This is a genomic window from Nostoc sp. C052 (assembly GCF_013393905.1).
Taxonomy (GTDB): domain Bacteria; phylum Cyanobacteriota; class Cyanobacteriia; order Cyanobacteriales; family Nostocaceae; genus Nostoc.
The window spans coordinates 5988105-6007183 of the sequence record NZ_CP040272.1 but is presented as its reverse complement, the minus strand read 5'-3'; the positions used below and the strand labels follow the sequence as shown (position 1 = coordinate 6007183).

Genomic DNA, 19079 nt, shown 5'->3' with positions numbered 1-19079 from the left:
GGGTAAAATTAGAAAAAATCGACCTTATTGTGAATAAAGTCGATTGAATCAAGCGGATTTATTCTGTGGTCAATCTAAAATTTAAAATCTAAAAGGTGTATATCACCTAACTCAGAAGTTCTCCTGTTTCTTGCAAGGAGTGCAAGCGGCGATAAATGCCTTCGTGGCGCAAGAGTTCATGGTGGCTACCCACTTCTACAATTTTTCCTTGCTCTAGAACGACAATTTTATCAGCTTCTCGCACTGTGCTTAAACGGTGGGCAATCACAATGGTGGTGCAAGTACCCTGAATCGATCGCATCGCTAGCTGAATTGAACGCTCAGACTCATAATCTAAACTAGAGGTGGCTTCGTCAAAAATTAATACGTCTGGTTCCACTAGCAACGCCCTAGCAATTCCCAAACGTTGTCTTTGTCCTCCAGATAGCCTGACACCTCGTTCTCCCACGACGGTGTAATAACCTTGGGGTAGTTGCTGCACTATTTCATCGACTCTGGCAATTCTACAGGCTTCCTTAACTTGTTCCAAAGTCGCATTCGTTCTACCATAGGTGAGGTTATCCAAGATAGTACCGTTGAAAACGTCTACTTCTTGATGAACGATCGCTAGCCTTCGTCTATATTTACCCACATTCAAAGTGCGAATATCTTGACCATCAATCAGAATTTGACCTGCTTGAGGTTCAAAATAGCGCAACAGCAATTTCACTAAAGTAGACTTACCAGAACCGGAACGCCCCACTAATGCCACTGTTTGGTATGGCTCAATCAATAAGTTGATATCTTGTAAAACTTGACGGTTGGCATCATATCCAAAACTGACATGGGACAACTCAACTTTTCCAGTAAATTTATAGGGTGATTCTGTCTGATTACTCTCTTCTAAAAGACTAGCTGAATCAGGTGCAGTTGGCTCTTGGAGAAATTCGTGAAACCGCAGCATGGAAGAATAACGACGGGCAAAAAGTTCTGCCAAATTGCTAATAGGTTCTAATTCAGCATAGGCCATGCTAGAAAGAGTTAAAGTCATGACAAAATGACCGAGAGAAATTCTACCGTTTACTGTTGCTGCTAGAGCCAAACCCAGGATAGTAAATACGCAGAACTGAATTACAGTTCTTTGCCAAGTAGCCAGTTTCACATAACCTTTGTGGACACGATACTCAACCACCGTTAGTTCACGATCCAAACGTTGCTTTTGCCGCTTCAGTTCGTTAGCTTCTGTAGCAAATGCCTTCACCGTTTTGATGTTAGTAATCAGTTCAGAATTGCGGCTTTCTGTATCTTCTCCATATTTATCTAGTATAGTTTCGTGCCAAATTAGCTGCTTTAAATCCTTCAAGGTAAAGCTAAGAATAACCGTAAAGGAAATCAGATATAAAATCGCAATTCGCCACTCAATCACTAAGATAAATACGAAAATTCCCAGCACCCGAACTAGTTTAGGAATCAATTGTCCCGCAATCTCAGGGTACGTAAAAGTGTGGTTAGAAATACCTCTAGCTATTCTTCCCGCAATGCGTCCAGGGTTATTTTCATCATAAAATTCTAGTGGGAGAGTGAGAATCTTTTCGATGGCTGTTTGGGCTTTCTGCCGACGCAACCTTAAGGTTATATCCCAATGAAACCAATGGGTTAACCAAGGTTGTGTTGGCGCTCTCAGTACAGTGACAACGAAAACTAAACCCAGTAATATACTCAAAGATAGAGTTTTAGTGACTGGGTAATTGGTGATATCAGAAAAAGTTGCGATCGCACTTTGAAGTGGTTTATCCAATGGTTGAGCAGACAGAATGTTTAAAATCTGCCCGATTGCATAAGGGACAACCAAATCAATAATTTCGTAAACGCCGGATGCTGCAATACTAAAAACACTTAGTTTCCAGTCAGAGCGAAAGTAATTGACAATATCTTGAAATTTGGCCATGATGCACACCGTCCAAGAGCGCGATCGTAAACTTGGAATTTATATACTACAGATGTATTACAAAGTAGTCAAGAGCTAGATGACAAATCACCCTTTGGGAGTAGTTGGCAGTTCTTGAGGGAAAAATTCAAGGCGATAGCGATAGAGAGCAACTGGTCGAGAACCCGCTTTAAAGTAATCTGGATCTTGGGGTGAAAGATAAACAGCAGTAACTTGATCTGCTTCAATCACTGGATTAGATGTTGAAAGTTTATGATAAGCGGTGGTAGATTCTACAGAGTTTAAATAGGGGCGTGAACCGCCTTTAAATAGTTGTTGAAACACTTCTGTGGTGATGAATTTGCCATCATGGGGATTTTCTGTGGCTCGTGCAGTCACAATGGAAACTAGTTGCCGACTGCTACGCAAGAATGTAATTTGACGATTAGGTGAATCTGGATCTACTTTCACTGATAACACTGCTTCATCCCCTAAATAAGCCCTTGCCAAATTCAAGCTATTAAATGCTCTATCTGCTACTAAAATTGGGGATTTGTAATCTATCTGGGGAAATATTTTTAGTCCAGTAATAGATGGTTGTTCTTTTACAAATCTTACTACAAAACTCACAGGCTGATTTAATTGTCGGCGATTACCTTCAAACCCTGGAGTTACAATCTCTGGTGCTAAAGGCGCAGCTAAATCTACCAAAGTACTTGTAACTTTCCAAGTACCAGCCATCCATTCAGGGTAAACTAAATCTCCCGATGCTGGTTGCACTGAAGTTAACTTTTCCCATTGGGGAAAGTTGGTTAACCGTTCAGATAACTCTCCGGCTTCAGCTTCTCCACTCCATAGCAGGAAAAAAGCAATTAAGCAAAAACTCCAAATCGCTTTTATACAAAACATTAGCAATTTTATATTTAACGTTTATTATTTATTGATTAAAAATTAATCTATACTATCGACTCTTATTGATTTTAGTGAGAGCTACTCAAGACAGTCTTATAATGTCAATAAGACTATTCTAGTGTCACAATTGTTATAGCTGAAATGGGTTCAGTGTATATATATCACAACCCTCAAAATCCTTAATATTTCTAGTAACAAGAGTCATGGAATGTATTTTGGCTGTTGCTGCAATAAGTATATCAGCTTGCGAACGGGGTTTACCTTGAGTCCTCAAAAAGCCTCTCAATTCACCCGAACACTTGGCAATTTCTGAGGTGATGGGGAAAATTTGACAGTGAGTTGTAAGAAAGTTTTCAAACCAGTTTTGGATTCTAGAATTAGGCTTCGCTGTTAAACCATAATAAATTTCCTCAATTGTAATAACACTTAAGTTAATAGATGTCACAGTGCCGCTCCATGTTATCACCCCTGGATTTGGAATCGGACGAGTCAACTCACTGATAATATTAGTATCACAAAGATTACTCATCCTCCTATTCAATAAAAGGATTGTTACGGTTGCTTCGCAGTGGTATCTCTAAGCTATAATCTTCTTCAGTACATAACTGCTGAAGTTCTTTAAAGACTTGAGCTAGAGATGTTTTCGTAGCTTTTTGTCGCCAGTTCAAAAATTCTTGAAAAAGCTCAGGATCTAGAATTGCGGCCACCAATTCCTCTTCAGTGTAGATTAGCTGAGGTTCTTGACTAGTCGCATTAATTATTGAGGGTAGCTGTTTTTGGGCTTCATCAAGTGTCCATTTCATTCTAAAAATCTCCAAGATTTGGAAACATTTCACATAGAGACTTTTCTCAATTTAGCTTATTTTTCCAAAGTATTACGCATTAAGTTTCTGCTGGTAAAGGTTGCCAAACTTCCCCATATTGCTCTTTCAAAGCCAGCCAAGCTTCCACTTGTCCTGGTTCATATTCTCCCGGTTTACCCCATTGTAAAAATAGGCTCAAAGCAGATTCTTGTTTGTCATCTAAAAACCGAATTGCATAGGTTGTAAAATTTCCCCTCTTCGCTTCACCTGTTTCAAATTTCACCTGAATAATTTTATCCATATTCAAGTGAAACTCAAAGCCTTCGGTGTGCATATTTGCATATTTACCTTTGGGCAATTCTGCATAAAATAGCTTTTCAATTTTGCCCCGTGCTTCTAATACAGCAGCGCTGCTAGTAACAATTAAACGCAAAGTTCCCAAAGTCTCGCAAGCTTCTAAAAATTCTTTCAAAGTAGTACTCATAAATTGTTATCCTTTCTGAGTTTTTTACTAATGACTAATGACCAATGACTAATGACTACTTTTCATATTGTTCATAAGCAGCCACAATACGCTGAACTAAAGGATGGCGCACGACATCTCTTTGAGAAAATTCACAAAAGGCAATGCCTTCAACGTGTTTTAAAATTTGTAAAGCCACCCCTAAACCTGATTGTTGGTGAAGTGGTAAATCAGTTTGTGTCATGTCGCCTGTAATCACCATCCGCGAACGGAAACCCAAACGAGTTAAAACCATTTTCATTTGAGCGGGTGTAGTATTTTGCGCTTCATCGACAATTACAAAAGCGTTATTGAGAGTACGTCCACGCATATAGGCGAGTGGTGCGACTTCAATCACACCGCGTTCCATTAAACTTGGTACTTTTTCTGGGTCAATAAACTCATAAATAGCATCGTAAAGTGGGCGAAGATAGGGATTAACTTTCTGCTGTAAGTCTCCAGGCAAAAAACCGAGTTTTTCACCGGCTTCGACAGCAGGGCGAGTTAAAATTAGCTTTTCAACTTGGTTGGCAAGGAGTGCTTGCACCGCGACAACAACAGCGAGATAAGTCTTGCCAGTACCGGCAGGGCCAACGCCGAAGGTGAGATCGCGTTTACGGAGTGCGTCGATATATTGACGCTGGCGAAAGGTTTTGGCACGGACTTCTTCACCCCGGCGACTTTTGGCGAGGATATCTCGCTGTAAATCTTGGAGTTCTCCTTGGCGATCGCTATCTATGGCTTGACGAGCTGTTAAAATATCGGCACTGGAAATAGTATTACCTTTAATCCAGAGGTCTTCAAGCGATCGCACTAATCGAGAAGCCAGATCAATTTGCCCTTCAGTACCAGAAATCACTAATTCCTGTCCGCGTAGCACCAAAATGGCTCCTGTTTGCCGAGATAGGATTTTGAGATTTTCTTCTCCATCTCCGGCTAGAGCGATCGCACTGGGAATATTCGGCAGTTGAATTGTTAAGGCACCTGCCATAGGATTTTTTAATTGGTGAGGATCTGTTTTTGACAAAGGTTAATATTTTCTTGCTAACGGCAAAATTATGCTTTTATTACTTAACATTTTGTTTGAAAAAATGATTATAAATCAATACGCTTGAGTTAAGCGCTACTGGCAACAATTTTGGGTTTTTGAGACGCGATAAATCGCCGTCTCTACAAGTGTTTTGTGGTTATCTGAACTGTATTGGATGATCAATTCGTGGGCAACTCTTACAAGAAGTACAGGAAAAGATTTTGTTAGATTTTGGATTTTGGATTAATCCAAAATCCAAAATCCAAAATTTAAAATTCAGTGAAGAGTTAAAAAAAAGATCCAAAAACCTTTTTGCTACTTTCCATCTTTGCAAAAATTCTGAGCGGAGTTAACAACAACCGCTCAGATTTACTATCTAGTTTCAACCTAGCGGAGGCGCGGTTTAACAATGGGTTTAGGCCCATCATTTGCACGCGGTTCTCTCTTAGTCGGCGGTGGCGATCGCTCTTCTGTGTCTTCATCAAAAGACATACCCTCGCGGCCTGGAGTGGTGCTGCCATAGATATCCAGGTATGTTGATTGCCCAGCTGCGGCTGCGGCTGCGGCAATTACTGTACGAATCGCCTGAATATTGCGTCCCCCTCGACCAAACACTTTCCCTTTATCTGCGCTTTCAAAGGCGATGCGAACCCAAACCCGTTTGAGGGCCTGAGAAATTTCACAATCGACGCTTAAAGTCTCTGGAGATTCCAAAAACGGCTGCACCAAAAAGCGAACCAGCTCAACATAGTTTGGGCTAGCTGTTGGGAGTTTTGTTCCGAAATTATGATGCGGCTGTTGCACTGACCTGTTCAAAAACATTAGCTTTTACTAGAATGCGACGTACCGTGTCAGTGGGTTGAGCGCCTTGTTGTAGTCGCTTGACGATACCGGGAACGTCTAGTCGCACTTCATCAGTTCTGGGGTTATAAAAACCCAATTCTTCTAAGGGACGGCCATCGCGGCGAGCGAGGTTGTTAATGGCGATAATGCGGTAACTTGCTTCCCGTTTTTTACCGAATCGCTTCAGGCGCAGTTTGATCATGGTTGAAGAATCATTCTCCTATTGTTTAGACATTAGTTAGCAACTAATTGGTAAGGAAGTAACCTAAATCTGGCTGTTGCCGAGAAATTGAGGGTTACTTTCCTCTGCTGATAAATTCTGAGGTCGAAATGCTAATTTTAGCACTGCCTAGCATTTGCTGCTATTAGTCATTGGTCATTGGTCATTGGTCATTAGCGAATGGCACTAAGAAAAGCTAGCTATAAGCTTTGCCCTAACTGCTTCCCAGCCTTCAGGCTGGGAACCCATTCTCGGAGGCTCCGCCTCCAGTGGGCTGACCAGAGGCAGAGCCTCTTGGAATACGTTCCCAGTCTTCAGACTGGGAACGAGGTGACACAAGCCTTTTGCCTTTTCTTAGTGCCATTCGGTCATTAGCAAATTACCAATCCCCCATGCCCAATAACTAAAGATTGCCGAAGCCTTTTTTCTTTTTATCTTTGGGTTTTTTCTTTTTCGTGGCTGAGGCACCATCATAACCCCGCCATCCGGGGGCAGGGGGACGATTCCCAGCGCCCGCGAAGGCGTTACCCATACCGCCACCGCCGAACATTCCCGGCATTCCAGGAAAGCCACCTTGACCCATTTGCTGCATGAGCGATCGCATTTTTTGGAAATCACCCACCAGTTTAGTCACATCTGACTCTCTATAGCCGGAGCCAGCAGCAATCCGCCGCCGCCGACTGGGAGAACTGGCTAATAAATCGGGGTCATGGCGTTCTTGGCGAGTCATGGAGTTAATCATCGCCTCACAGCGCTTTAACTGGGTTTCTCCCTGCTTGAGTTGATCGTCTGAAAGCTTGTTCATCCCTGGGATCATCTTGATCAAGCCTCCCAGAGAACCCATGTTCTTTAGCATCCGTAACTGCTTGAGAAAGTCAGTAAAGTCAAACTTTGCTGACAAAATTTTCTCCTGCATTTTCTCAGCATCGGCTATGTCAAACTCTTCTTGGGCTTTTTCTACCAGGGTTAGCACATCACCCATACCCAGAATCCGAGATGCCATGCGATCGGGATAAAAGGGTTGCAGTGCCTCGACTTTTTCACCCACGCCCACAAATTTAATCGGCGCTCCCGAAATCTTTCGCACTGAAAGCGCTGCACCGCCACGGCTATCACCATCTAATTTGGTGAGAATTGCCCCAGTAATGCCAATCTGCTCGTGGAAGGTGCGGGTAAGATTTGCGGCTTCTTGACCAGTCATCGCGTCCACCACTAACAGAGTTTCATGGGGTTGGACGGTTGCTTTGATGCGGGCTAATTCCGCCATCATATCTTCGTCAATTTGCAGACGACCAGCAGTATCAATAATTACTGTGTTTACACCTTCTGCCCTAGCGCGTTCTACACCTTGTCGGGCAATTTCTACGGGATCGGCATCGCTTCCTAGTTCAAATACTGGTACATCAATTTGCTTACCCAAGGTTAGCAACTGATCGATCGCTGCTGGACGATATACGTCTGTCGCCACCAACAAACAGCTACGCTCTAATTTTCTCAGATGTAAGGCTAACTTAGCGGTAGCTGTGGTTTTACCAGTACCTTGTAACCCAGCCATCAGAATAATCGTAGGCTGTTCCTGGGCTTCTGCGATGGGAACATTTTCTTCTCCCATCACCTGCACTAGTTCATCGTGAACAATTTTGATAAACTGTTGGTCAGGTCGCACGCCAGTAATCACCTCGGCGCCCTGTGCCTTGGCTTCGACTTCGCTAATAAAATCTTTGACTACCTGGAGGTTAACATCTGCTTCCAACAAGGCGCGGCGCACTTCGCGCAATGCATCTTGAATGTTGGATTGAGAAATTTTGTCCTGTCCCCGCAGTTTTTTCCAGGCGGATTCTAAACGGTCAGATAATGCATCAAACATAATGTAATTACAGGTAGTTCGCCAATGGAGAATTCTAAACCGCCGATGAATGCGTTGGCGTAGCCCGCCGCAGGCATCGCGAATTTCCGCTAAAGTTTTAACGTGCTATCTACCAGCTTAGTATTTTTCACCCCGACTGTAGCAACTAGATACGGATTGGCGACTTTGATTTGAATCGTTGCTATTGCTGCGATCGCCATTTTCTGCCATTGATGAGATTTACCAACCTCGACTCTAGACAGTTAGATATGTATAAGTTTGCCCCAGCTTGGGAGAAAGAGCAAATAGTCTTTGGTGCTGCGCGACCTGGATACACTGACAAGAACGTTCAAGATTGGGTAGAATTCATGAAGCGCCAAGATATCAAGCGTGTTTGCTGCCTTCTTGATGAACAACAGCTAGCTTCTTACTCGGATCTTTTGGGCATATACAAAAAGGAATTTGGTAATCAGCTAGTTTGCTCTGCACCAATTGCAGATTTTCATTTATCTGATTTAGAAAACCTCACCCAGAAAATACTTCCTTTCTTAATAGAAGCCGATAAACAAAATGAGAAAGTTGTTGTACACTGCGCTGGTGGAATTGGACGCACTGGACATGTGTTAGCGGCTTGGTTAGTTAGTGTCCGAGGATTATCAAATAAAGCTGCAATAGATGCTGTCAAAAGAACAGGTAGAAATCCTTATGAAGCTGCGATCGCTGCTGTATTTAGAGGTAGAAATCCTTTGAAGGTTGTCAAAGAACTTGAGGTGCTTCTGAATGATTGCCGTCTAGCAGTACATCAAAATTTTTGAGTTTGCTATTATCCTGTTTCATCAGTCTATTTATGAGGTGAATTTTATGGCAATGGTTTTAGAGAAAGTAGTTCCTTTTGGTAGGTCAATGGATGAATATATAAAAATATTCAATTTAACAAACGCAGATTTAAACAAAAGCATCATTGGGATTGGAGATGGTCCAGCAAGCTTTAATGCAGAAATGACACGTCAAGGTAAAAGTGTAGTTTCTGTCGATCCACTATACCAATTTTCCGGTGATGAAATATTGCAAAGATTTAATGAAGTGGTAGATAACATCATTAACCAAGTCAAGGCGACATCGAATGATTGGGTATGGAGCTATCATAAATCCCCTGATGATTTGCGACACAATCGAGTTAAAGTTACCCAAGAATTTTTATCTGATTATGAAACTGGCAAAAAGAGCAACAGGTATATAGTCGGTGAATTACCAAAATTGGCGTATAATAATCAAGAATTTGATCTAGCTCTTTGTTCGCATTTGTTATTTTTATATTCAGATCATCTCGACTACGATTTTCACTTAAGTTCAGTAGACGAGATGTTGCGTATTGCTAAAGAAGTCCGAATTTTTCCCTTGATAACTTTAATGTGGAAACATTCACAACATTTAGATGAAATAGTTAAATATTACACTTCAAAAGGTTACAATATCGAGATTGAAAAGGTTGAATACGAACTACAGCCTGGTGGAAATAAAATGTTGAAGATAAGCAGAGACGTTATATAATTCGTATTCATCAAAAGACCTCTCCCCGGATTTAATATGCAAAACCGTCCCTCTCCGACTCGGAGAGGGACAGACTTGAACTAAAGTTCAAGGCAGGCAGACGTTTATCGAACTCACGTTTGATTAGTTCAAGAACACTGAGCCGCTTCGTTCTATTCTCATTGCACTTCTACCCTGTGCTGCGTTGGTGGCTTCCTTAAACGTCACTTCCAAGCTTCCTGGTTCTGAAGAGCCTTGTGGAGTCACTATTAACTGTCCGCCATCTTCTCGTTCAAATGTCACTGTTACTGGTGCTTTGAGATTTTGCAGTGTTACATCTGACTTACCTTGTAGCGATCGCGGTGCCGTATCACCAATCACTTGGAAAGTTACATTAGCCGCAGTCTCATTTACTAACCTGACATTAACCATACCATTAGCTAGTGCGATCGTCGCACTAGGGGTTTGTCGTGGTTGTAGTTGTGGTTGTTGATCGGTAGAAACCGCTCCTGGTGAAGGCTGTTGAGTTTGATTTCCAGGGTTTGGGCGTGGTAGCCTGACACCTGGTTCTGGGGCTTCACCACCACCGACACCCAATCTTGTTTGCTCTTGTGATGGAGTAGCAGGTGCAGGAAGAAGCCCTTGAGCGGCTAGTCTTTCTGTTAGCGCGTTGGGAGGACATCCCTGTGGTACTACAACCTGATTATTGTGTGGTTCTTCGTAAAAAATACGAGGACAAGGGTTAATTTTGGGAATAGATTCTTGTGCTAATACTTGAGGAATTGCTGGCAGGCTAATCAGTAATCCTCCACAAATAGCGCCAAATAACTCAGCAGACTTACGAAATTTTTGAGACTTCATATTCATCATTGACTCCTAGAAAAACGTCCAAATTATCTTTATTTTAATATTTTACAAACAGCACATTAAATTATATTTAAGCTGTCATTGCATCGATATCATCCTAACAAGCGGCTCTATTTTGTGTATCTAACTATAGACATGAGAATTATCTAAATTAGACATAATTTTTTCATACGTAAGGCTGAAACAACTAAATCGTTAGTGATAAATCAAGAGTCAGAATACAGAGTACAGAATTAGTGAATACTCCACTCATAAAAAACTCCACGCCACTTGCGGGATGGAGTTTTTAGTAAGAAAGTCATTAGTACCAATGACTTTCTTACTAAAGCAGCGGGGCGGGTATCCCTCTCTACCCAATACTGCTCAGATAAGCAGGGGAGGCTCTTGAGGCAAGAGGATTATTGTTTAGTAATTCTTCTCTCCCCATGCTTCTCTTCTACCCCTACCTCAACCAAAAAATTCCTTAACCGAACGGTATGGGGGTGGAATAGACGCACTATCCGCACTACTCAGAAAACTGCATAAAAAAACTCAACTGGATCTATTAAGTCACTGAAGGGTTTTAAACTGACGATCTGGAATGCTATTGCTTGCGTTTGTAGTTAAGTATCTACAAAGGTACAGGCTCCCTAGTAGTTCAGCTGAAAGTATATATTAAACAGGAACAAGGCTTGATATGCAAAAGCAGATTTTGGGTTTAGCGATCGCATTACCAACAATATTATTCACTGCCTTACCCACTTTGGCAAATCCTATACAATCTCTTACGCCCAAAGTTGGTAGTTTACAACCATCTCTGGTACCAGCTGAGTTTCAAGATTCTCTGATTAAGAATCAGTTCAGGAACCCAGGAGATGACCAATCACCGGGGCCAACTGGTGGTACTACGCCGGTCAAAGGCCCAGGGCCTAGACCTCCTCGCAGAGATACCTTGTTGCAAAATTTGGGTACAGGTTTACAAGGTAAGATTTCTAGCCCCGTAAATCTGAACATAGAGAACCCCGTTCTTGGTCACTAATATTAGGGTTAGTTTTGAGGTAATCCTTTAGCAAATGACAACTGCGAACCAGTAGATTGTCTAAATCTTGGGTTTGCAGTTCTGTGCTAAAAAGACGCCAAAGTTTAGCTGTACCATCAAAACTAGCAGAAGCCAAAAATTTCCCATCAGGACTAAAACTGACGCTCAATACTGCATCAGTATGACCTGGAAGAGTTTTGAGTTCTCTGCCATCACGGCTCCAAAGTTTGATACTTCCATCACCACTAGCTGAGGCGATTATCTTGCCATCAGGACTAAAGCTGACGCTATAAACGCCATCAGTATGTCCGGTAAGAGTTTGTAGTAAAGCTGCATTGCTGATTTGCCAGAGTTTGATAGTTTTATCAGCACTAGCCGAGGCGAGTACTTGACCATCGGGACTAAAACTTATGGCGTTGACAGCGTTAGTATGTCCTGTAAAAGTGTACAGTAACTTGCCATCCTTAACTCTCCAAAGCTTAACCGTGTTATCTCTACCAGCGGAGGCGAGTACTTGACCATCAGGGCTGAAACGAACGCTCAAAACTTCAGCCGAATGTCCTTGGAGAGTTTTAATTAAAGCTTTTTTCTGAAGATTCCAAAGTTTAATGGTCATATCAGCACTGGCGCTTGCCAGAATTTGACTATCAGGGCTAAAACTGAGACTATTGACATTGCTGTGATGACCTTGGAGGGTTTTAATCATATAGCCGTCATGAGTCCGCCAAAGCTTAATGTAATGGTCAAGACTTGCTGAAGCTAATGTCTCGCCGTCAGGACTGAAGGCTAAACCGTAGATTTCAGCACTGTGTCCATAAACTGAAGTACTATGACCTTCCAGAGTTTGACGCAAAGTTCCGTCACGAGTTCGCCAAAGCTTGATCGTAGTGTCTTGACCTGCGGTGGCTAGAGTTTGTCCATCGGGGCTAAAACTCACACTATAAAGTTGACCTTGAGATCCTGTGAGAGTTTTGAATAGAGGATTATCTCGCTGCCAAAGTCTAACAGTTTTATCAGCGCCAGCCGAAACTAAGGTTTGGTCATCTGGGCTAAAACTGGCGCTGTAGACTGCAATGCTATGTCCTAGTAAAGTTTGGCGTAAAGAGCCGTCTTTAGAACTCCAAAGTTTGATTGTGCTATCAGCGCTGGTAGAAGCTAAAGTTTGACCATCATGACTGAAGTTGACGCTGAGAACCTCGGCATTGTGCGCGGGAATACTTCTCAGCAGTGTGCCATCTCTGCGCCAGAGTCTCACGGTTTTATCTTCACTGGCTGAAGCTAGAGTTTGACCATCGGGGCTAAAAGCGACACTGGAAACTCCGGCGCTATGCCCAAGTAGGGTTTTTTGCAACAGTCCATCACTAACGCTCCAAAGTTTAACAGTTTTATCTGCACTAGCGATCGCCAAAATTTTACCATCAGGGCTAAAACTGACACTATTAACAAAATCCCTATATCCGCTAAAAGTTCTGAGCAAATGACCATCGCTAACTTGCCAAATTTTAGCAGTGCGATCGGCGCTACCAGTAGCGATCGTCTGACCCTTGCTAGACCAAGATAAACTCAGAACTTCCGCAGTATGACCGTTTAGTGTTCTAATTAAACCACCGTCGCTAGTTCTCCACAGCTTGACGGTACGATCAAAACTAGCAGTTGCAATTATTTGACCATCTGGGCTGAAACTGACACTCCGTACTTTATCAGTATGCCCTGTTAATATTCGTAACTTTGTGCCATCTCGTCGCCAAAGTATGGCTGTTTTGTCGTTACTAGCCGATACAATTGTTTTGCCGTCAGGACTGAAACTCACACTCGATACTTCAGCGCTATGCCCTTCCAAGCGGTTGCGCTCTTGGGTTCCAGAAATTACTTGTTGTAAAATACTGAGAGTCTGAGTTTGCATCTCGGCTGGTGCTACAAAAGTGTTTTTTAGCTGTTTACCTGCTTTGACACTGGCAATTAATGCTTCTAACTGCTGATGTGATAAAAGATTAGCGATTGATGAGGCATTTAAAGCTTCAATTTCTCGCAATTGGGCTGCTTGGGATTTCCAATAGGCTAAAGAGCCGAAACAGACAGCCGCTAATCCTAAAATACTGAGTGCAACTACAGCTCTTTGGGCTTGCTTGAGTCTGGTTTTCTCTTGTAGTTGCTGTTGTTTTCTTTGTACTAAACAAGCTTCAATAAACCGTTGTACATCAGCAGAAAGTTCGTCAGTATATTTAATATAGATATCTTCTGCCTCGGCTAGTCGTACTCCTTGTAACAAGAAATCCGCTTGCTGACTACGTTGCAGCCACAATTGAGAAGCCTGCTCAATTTGCCTTTGTTTTCGCAAGCGATCGCGATTTTCTTCTAACCACCAGCGTAAAGTTGACCAATGACGGATGAGGATTTCATGGGCAACTTCTACTGTTATGGGAGTAGAGGAGTAGGGGAGTAGGGGAGTAGGGGAGGCAGGGGGAGAAATTTTTTCTTGTTCTCCTTGTCTACTTTGTCCTTTTGTTACTTCTTCTTCTTCTAAATTCATCACTACTAATTTAGCAGTGGTTAAGGCGTTGAGGGTTTTTTCTACCAATGGGGCGGGATATTTTTTGACTATCAACTCTGATTTATGTATCCGCCTGCGAGTATCTTCTGTACCCTCACCTAGTTGTGTCAAAGATAAAAAAATCCATTTAGCACACTCCCGCATTTGGGGATCTAAACTTTCGTAAACAGCTTGAGACGATCGCTCTAATGCTCCTTGAATTCCGCCGAGTTGCTCTTGATATGCCTGTAAAGTCAACTCACCAGCAACTCGATATTGCCATAATTGCTCTAAAACAAATTCCAGTAATGGTAAATCTCCTGGTGAGTGATTTAGCTCCCGCAACAATACTTCTACCAGTTCTGCTTCTACTTTTAACCCGACTTGTTGAGCCGGATTGAGAATCACCCGCCGATAATCATCCAAACTTAGCTTCGGTGGAACTAACACGCTCAAATCTTGCAAAGCTTTCGCCAGTGCTGGTACTTCTAAACAGGAGGCAATAAAGTCTGCGCGTAAAGTAATAATTAATTTGAAGCGATCGCCAGCATATTGCACCGCTCCCAGCAATAATTCTAAAAATAGATCTCTGTCTGCGGTTGGAGCTAGGGTAAAGAGTTCCTCAAACTGATCTACCACTAGCACCACAACTCGATGGGGTTGGTTGCGTATCCAGTAAACAAATCCCTCAACCCCTTGGTGAAATATTCCCTCCAACAACAGATGGGAAGATGAAGAATAATTCTCCCCCTGCCCCCTGCCCCCTGCCCCTTGCCCCTCTCCTCCCCCAAGCCGCCGCGCTAAAGCTTCAAGCGGATTTACCCCTGGACGAATGCTTGTAATCCACCATTGTTCGCTACTGGGTATTTGTTTACCCAATCGCAGTTGGGGAATTACACCAGCTTGGACAATTGAAGATTTGCCGCTTCCAGAAGCACCGATGACGGCTAAAAAAGAGCGATCGCGTAGTTGGTGAATTAACTGCTGAGTTAAAGCTTCTCTACCGTAAAAATACTGACTATCTTCTTCTAAAAAAGCACTTAGCCCCATGTAAGGGCATACTCCCAAATCCAATCCTGTGCTTGTTTCTGGTGTGTTTGTGTAAGTTTTTGCTTGGAGAATTTCTATAATGCCTTGTGTGCCTGATAGCCAGATGGAAAGAGTCACACCGCTACCTGCTAAGGATAATTGTAATTGAGCGATCGCTCCGGCGGCTGAGAGTCCATCTGTATATGTTGCCGCCATCAAAGTATCGAGAAATTTTTGGGCAAAGCGTTCTGGTGCCTCAGCTGGTGAGGCGTAGGCGATTAAACATTGTCCTTGGTGGGAGTCAATTTGCAAATCTTCTACCCAATCTTGCAAGGATGTATTAGCCACAGGACAATCCAGGATGACAATTTGTTGAGTGGTGCAGAGGCGTAACTGTTGTTTCAACCAGGAACGCTTGATGCGGATATTTTCTCCTAGCAATAACCATTCGCCTGCGTCGGTTTCTTCAATTCGTCCTCGCAGATAAAGCAGAATCACTTCTGATGCTGGTTGTTGTAAATGACGAGCGATCGCTTCTTTGATATGATCGGCAGATAGTTTTGTTGCTGGCAAATACTCTAGTGCAAAACCTCCAGCACTTCCGAGAAATTTGCTAATATCTAATGTTGTTTTGCTAACTGATAATCCCTCCACTACTATTCCTAGCCGACGATGCACCCCAAGCGTTGTCTGAGTTAACCTTTTTCCGATAATTAGTTCCCCAACGCCCTCAACAATTCGTTTAGGAGTTTGTAACGGATATTCTCGGAAAAGTTGAATTTCTCCTTTAACTTTTTTCTGCTGATTAATCAGCCGCAACTGTTGATTACTTTTATCTATATATTGTAAAGTTTGATGATATACATATCGATACAAACTATCCACATAAATTAAGCCTTGGCTATCTACTGCCTCACCTTGCAAGCCTTTGATTAAATAATAAGTAAATACCCCATGTCCCAATTCGGGAAACTCCCAAGATTGCTGGTTAGTATCACAGGAAAGCAAAGCATAAAAACCTTTACTTTTAGTAGCATTCTGTTGTAATACTTCAACCATTTTTGGTGTAGCATTCAGTAATGGTTCTATTGTTGTACTTTTAAGTGTCATCCCACCACTATGACAAGCATCTAGCCAAACAAGCTGATTTTGCGCTCCACTATTACCCAACAATAGCAAAAGTTCTTGTAAAGCTAAAGCTGTGTTTTGAAGATCAGATTTTTGAGTATCTGCCAAACACAAAAATGCTTGCTGCGTGTTTGGTTCTACAATCCCATGTCCAGAAAAATAAAATAAAATAGTATCAAAAGATTGAGCCGCAGTGGTAATTTGCCGGAGACTGGTAAGGATGTTTTCTAAAGATGGTGGTTGCGGTGCAAAATCATGGTATATTTTGACTTCTGTTTGGGTAAATTGTGCGGCTGCATCTATCAATGCTTCTGCTAAACCCTGACAATCCACTGTCGAATAGCTCAGGCTAGGTAGTCCGTCATCTTGATATTGATTAACTCCCACCAACATCAGCCACAGCTTAGGAGTTGCAGTTTTTTTGACTGAAGTTGAGCGACTGGTGATTCCAATTGGCGACATTATTTGAGTTGATATTTATGCTGTTTTAGCACTTAGATTGATAGATAGCAGAGAAGCAAGCTGATATGGCAGATTTTCCCAATTCAGTGCATCTATTCTAATCTCCTGACTTAAATCTAACCAACCTAATGCATTACATAGGCTAAGTAAATCAATAATTGTTGTGTACCAAAGTAAGGGTGTCTCAGCAAGTCCCTCAGCCAAGAAATCAGAAGCTCGTTCTAAAAAAATAATGATATCTTGATCTACAAATGCCTGCTTTACAGAGAACCAACTATCACAGTGCGGGTGAGAAGATTTGTTAGGGTTAGCTTGTAACTGTAGATAATTTGTAGCGACTTTTAATAACTGACGAGTATGGTTGTGGTTCTTTCCCGCCAAAATTAGGGCAACTTCACTGGTGATTTGAACAAACATGGTAGTAACAAGCTTTGAAGGTTGAAGTTCCATGCGCTCAAAACCCCAAGGGTGAGGAGTAGGTAAAGTTTCCAATCGGCCATCAAGATAGCCAAGTATTTTAGAAGCAAGAGCGATCGCACCTTCAAAATTCAGCCGACGTGCTTCAGTACGTACTAAATTGTGCAATAGCTGAATACGATGCATTAGAAGAATATCGTAACCATAATCTGTCTCTAAAATGACATCTAATGCCAGAGCTTTCTCAATTCGGCTGTAAACTTTGTCAAAATCATCATGGTAATAATCCAGGTAAGCCTCTGATTGTTCCATAAAAGATTGATGCAGCAACTTAGCCTCACGAGAAAGTGTATCCATTTGCAAAGGTGTACGCGCCTCTGTGAATAACTGTTTAGCTGTTATTAGTTGTCTATGACGAACTGCCATTACCCCTTGTTTGCAAGCATTACTATATCGACGCAGAAGTAATTGATCTTGCAAAGGTAAACGTTTCATCATTAACCCTTGCAGTTTTTCGCTGAATAAGTCAGTAGAACCTTGGAGAATTTGGATAGGTTTGGCACATCCTTGACGATAACTTGCTATTATCTGCTGTTGGAGTTGACTGGAGACATTAAGCATTGATTAAACTAGCCTCCTGCAAACTCGATTCTTCTTGTTCAATACGCGATAAGGCATAAGTTAGAAGTAAACGCTGCTCAATATTGTGTTTTGCACTAGGACAAGGTGCTATTCCTTCCAACCAACTTTTAGGACAAGCACCGCCACAAACTGGAAGCATGGGGCACGTAGAACAGGGGTATTCTCCTTGACGAACTCGGTCATTAAAATTGCCCAAGCGATCGCGTTTACCAGGCATCTGTTTGCCAGATAAGTGGTCAATGGCATATTCATTAGGTGTACCATAAGTAGGTACGTAAGACACCTCAGTACAATTAAAAATATTGCCATAAGCATCCACCAATTCAGCATTCGGTGTCACGGTCATGCAGACAATAGGTTTGATCTCTGGGATAAATCCCATCGGGAAACCAAGATTAATCATTTCACCAAACCAATTAATTTCCCATTCGGCAAACTCCTCTTTAGTTAGTGAACGAGTATGAGCATCATTTCCCCAAGAATGGATCGGTGCTACATAGAAACGAAGCTTATTTTGTAATCCTTCCTTTGCTAACTTTTGCAGTAGCAAAGAAACAGATTCATAATTTTCATGGTCAACATTACAACGGATATTCAGTTGTACATCAAGGTCATCTCGATGTGCTAAAGCAGTAACATTAGCGAAAATAGTATCGAAAGTTGGCAAGCCATTTTTCTGCATTCGCCGAGCATTGTGAAATTCTGCTACGCCATCAAGTGTAACCTCGATAAAAGTTACACCGAATTCTTTAATTAGTTCGGTTGCAACCTTCTCTGTCAACGCTAAACCATTTGTGACAATTCGGGCATCGTAACTACAACCAAAACTTTCAGCCAGAGACTTTAATTGAGGGGTAAGGGTTCTAATTACAGACAATCCTACTAGTGGTTCTGCACCAAACCAGCTAATAGAAAGACTATGAAACTTTTGAGTTGCTAGCTTGATTCGAGTACGTTCTAGAAATCTTTGTTGGTCATCTTCACTCATCATTTTGCTAGTATGCTCTTGACCACAATAATGGCATCCTAGTTGACAAAATGCGGTGGGTTGAACAACTAAATAAAGAACATCATCATCTAATTTAGCAGCATCATTGCGAGCCAAAATTGTTTTGAGCTCATCCTCATGGGCAGGAACTATCAGTTCAATATCAACGAAGTCAAATAAGATATCTTGGGAAAATTGCTCAAATTGTCCGGCTTCTAAAAGGCTCCAGGTATGGTCATCAATGATGCGTATATTTGCAGTGCGTGTTGCAAAAATAACTCTTTTTATCCGTTGTTCAAGTTCATCAAAAAATGATGGTGTAACAACATGATAATCGGAAAGTTTCATACTCATATTTTTTCTCCAAAATGTATAGATAAGGAATAGTATTTTAACTTTTAAAAGT

General features: G+C 42.0%; 16 protein-coding genes. 3 read left to right on the top strand and 13 right to left on the bottom strand.

What is annotated here, in order from left to right; all coding sequences use genetic code 11:
* Positions 1-106: 106 nt before the first annotated feature.
* The 9 genes from FD723_RS24820 to ffh all read right to left on the bottom strand — a co-directional run bounded on the left by FD723_RS24820 (position 107) and on the right by ffh (position 8083).
* Positions 107-1927: an ABC transporter ATP-binding protein gene (locus FD723_RS24820; RefSeq protein WP_179067748.1), complete on the bottom strand. Its 1821-nt coding sequence runs from the start codon at positions 1925-1927 to the stop codon at positions 107-109.
* Between the two features lie 87 nt (positions 1928-2014).
* On the bottom strand, positions 2015-2815 hold the full coding sequence (locus tag FD723_RS24815; RefSeq protein WP_179067747.1) for a DUF6816 family protein: 801 nt from the start codon (positions 2813-2815) through the stop codon (positions 2015-2017).
* Between the two features lie 133 nt (positions 2816-2948).
* A complete protein-coding gene (locus tag FD723_RS24810) occupies positions 2949-3347 on the bottom strand; it encodes a type II toxin-antitoxin system VapC family toxin (RefSeq protein WP_179067746.1) in 399 nt (132 codons plus the stop codon).
* A gap of 4 nt (positions 3348-3351) precedes the next feature.
* A complete protein-coding gene (locus FD723_RS24805) occupies positions 3352-3621 on the bottom strand; it encodes a prevent-host-death protein (protein ID WP_179067745.1) in 270 nt (89 codons plus the stop codon).
* 79 nt (positions 3622-3700) lie between these two features.
* Positions 3701-4105 carry a ChuX/HutX family heme-like substrate-binding protein gene (locus FD723_RS24800; RefSeq protein ID WP_179067744.1) on the bottom strand — a complete coding sequence of 135 codons (405 nt, stop codon included), beginning with the start codon at positions 4103-4105 and terminating at the stop codon, positions 3701-3703.
* Between the two features lie 55 nt (positions 4106-4160).
* A complete protein-coding gene (locus tag FD723_RS24795) occupies positions 4161-5114 on the bottom strand; it encodes a PhoH family protein (protein WP_179067743.1) in 954 nt (317 codons plus the stop codon).
* Positions 5115-5540: 426 nt separating this feature from the next.
* A complete protein-coding gene (locus tag FD723_RS24790) occupies positions 5541-5975 on the bottom strand; it encodes a KH domain-containing protein (RefSeq protein ID WP_179067742.1) in 435 nt (144 codons plus the stop codon).
* Entirely contained in the window at positions 5938-6198 is a 261-nt protein-coding gene (gene rpsP / locus FD723_RS24785; protein ID WP_179067741.1) for a 30S ribosomal protein S16, read from the bottom strand. Before rpsP ends, FD723_RS24790 begins: the two co-directional genes overlap by 38 nt.
* 421 nt (positions 6199-6619) lie before the next feature.
* Positions 6620-8083, bottom strand: a complete 1464-nt coding sequence (ffh, locus tag FD723_RS24780) for a signal recognition particle protein (protein ID WP_179067740.1) — start codon at positions 8081-8083, stop codon at positions 6620-6622.
* A gap of 248 nt (positions 8084-8331) precedes the next feature.
* On the opposite strand from ffh, the gene FD723_RS24775 reads away from it, so the two are divergent.
* Both FD723_RS24775 and FD723_RS24770 read left to right on the top strand, forming a co-directional pair.
* The gene (locus tag FD723_RS24775) at positions 8332-8877 is read left to right on the top strand and encodes a dual specificity protein phosphatase family protein (protein ID WP_179069271.1); all 546 of its coding nucleotides are present in this window, start codon (positions 8332-8334) and stop codon (positions 8875-8877) included.
* Positions 8878-8923: 46 nt separating this feature from the next.
* Positions 8924-9613 (top strand): SAM-dependent methyltransferase, encoded by a 690-nt coding sequence (locus FD723_RS24770; RefSeq protein WP_179067739.1) that lies wholly within the window; start codon positions 8924-8926, stop codon positions 9611-9613.
* A gap of 123 nt (positions 9614-9736) precedes the next feature.
* On the opposite strand, the gene FD723_RS24765 is transcribed toward FD723_RS24770, so the two are convergent.
* Entirely contained in the window at positions 9737-10459 is a 723-nt protein-coding gene (locus FD723_RS24765; protein WP_179069270.1) for a hypothetical protein, read from the bottom strand.
* 676 nt (positions 10460-11135) lie between these two features.
* Between FD723_RS24765 and FD723_RS24760 the strand changes: the two genes are divergently transcribed.
* Complete coding sequence (locus FD723_RS24760) at positions 11136-11477, top strand: hypothetical protein (RefSeq protein WP_179067738.1); 342 nt, start codon at positions 11136-11138, stop codon at positions 11475-11477.
* Here FD723_RS24760 and FD723_RS24755 read toward each other — a convergent pair.
* Genes FD723_RS24755 through FD723_RS24745 form a run of 3 tightly spaced genes read right to left on the bottom strand, consistent with a single transcriptional unit; the run spans position 11431 to position 19027 of the window.
* Positions 11431-16626, bottom strand: coding sequence for a caspase family protein (locus FD723_RS24755; RefSeq protein ID WP_179067737.1), 5196 nt, complete (start codon positions 16624-16626; stop codon positions 11431-11433). The genes FD723_RS24760 and FD723_RS24755 overlap by 47 nt on opposite strands.
* 15 nt (positions 16627-16641) lie before the next feature.
* Entirely contained in the window at positions 16642-17664 is a 1023-nt protein-coding gene (locus FD723_RS24750) for a hypothetical protein (RefSeq protein WP_256874917.1), read from the bottom strand.
* Entirely contained in the window at positions 17657-19027 is a 1371-nt protein-coding gene (locus FD723_RS24745) for a radical SAM/SPASM domain-containing protein (RefSeq protein WP_256874916.1), read from the bottom strand. Before FD723_RS24745 ends, FD723_RS24750 begins: the two co-directional genes overlap by 8 nt.
* Positions 19028-19079 lie beyond the last annotated feature (52 nt).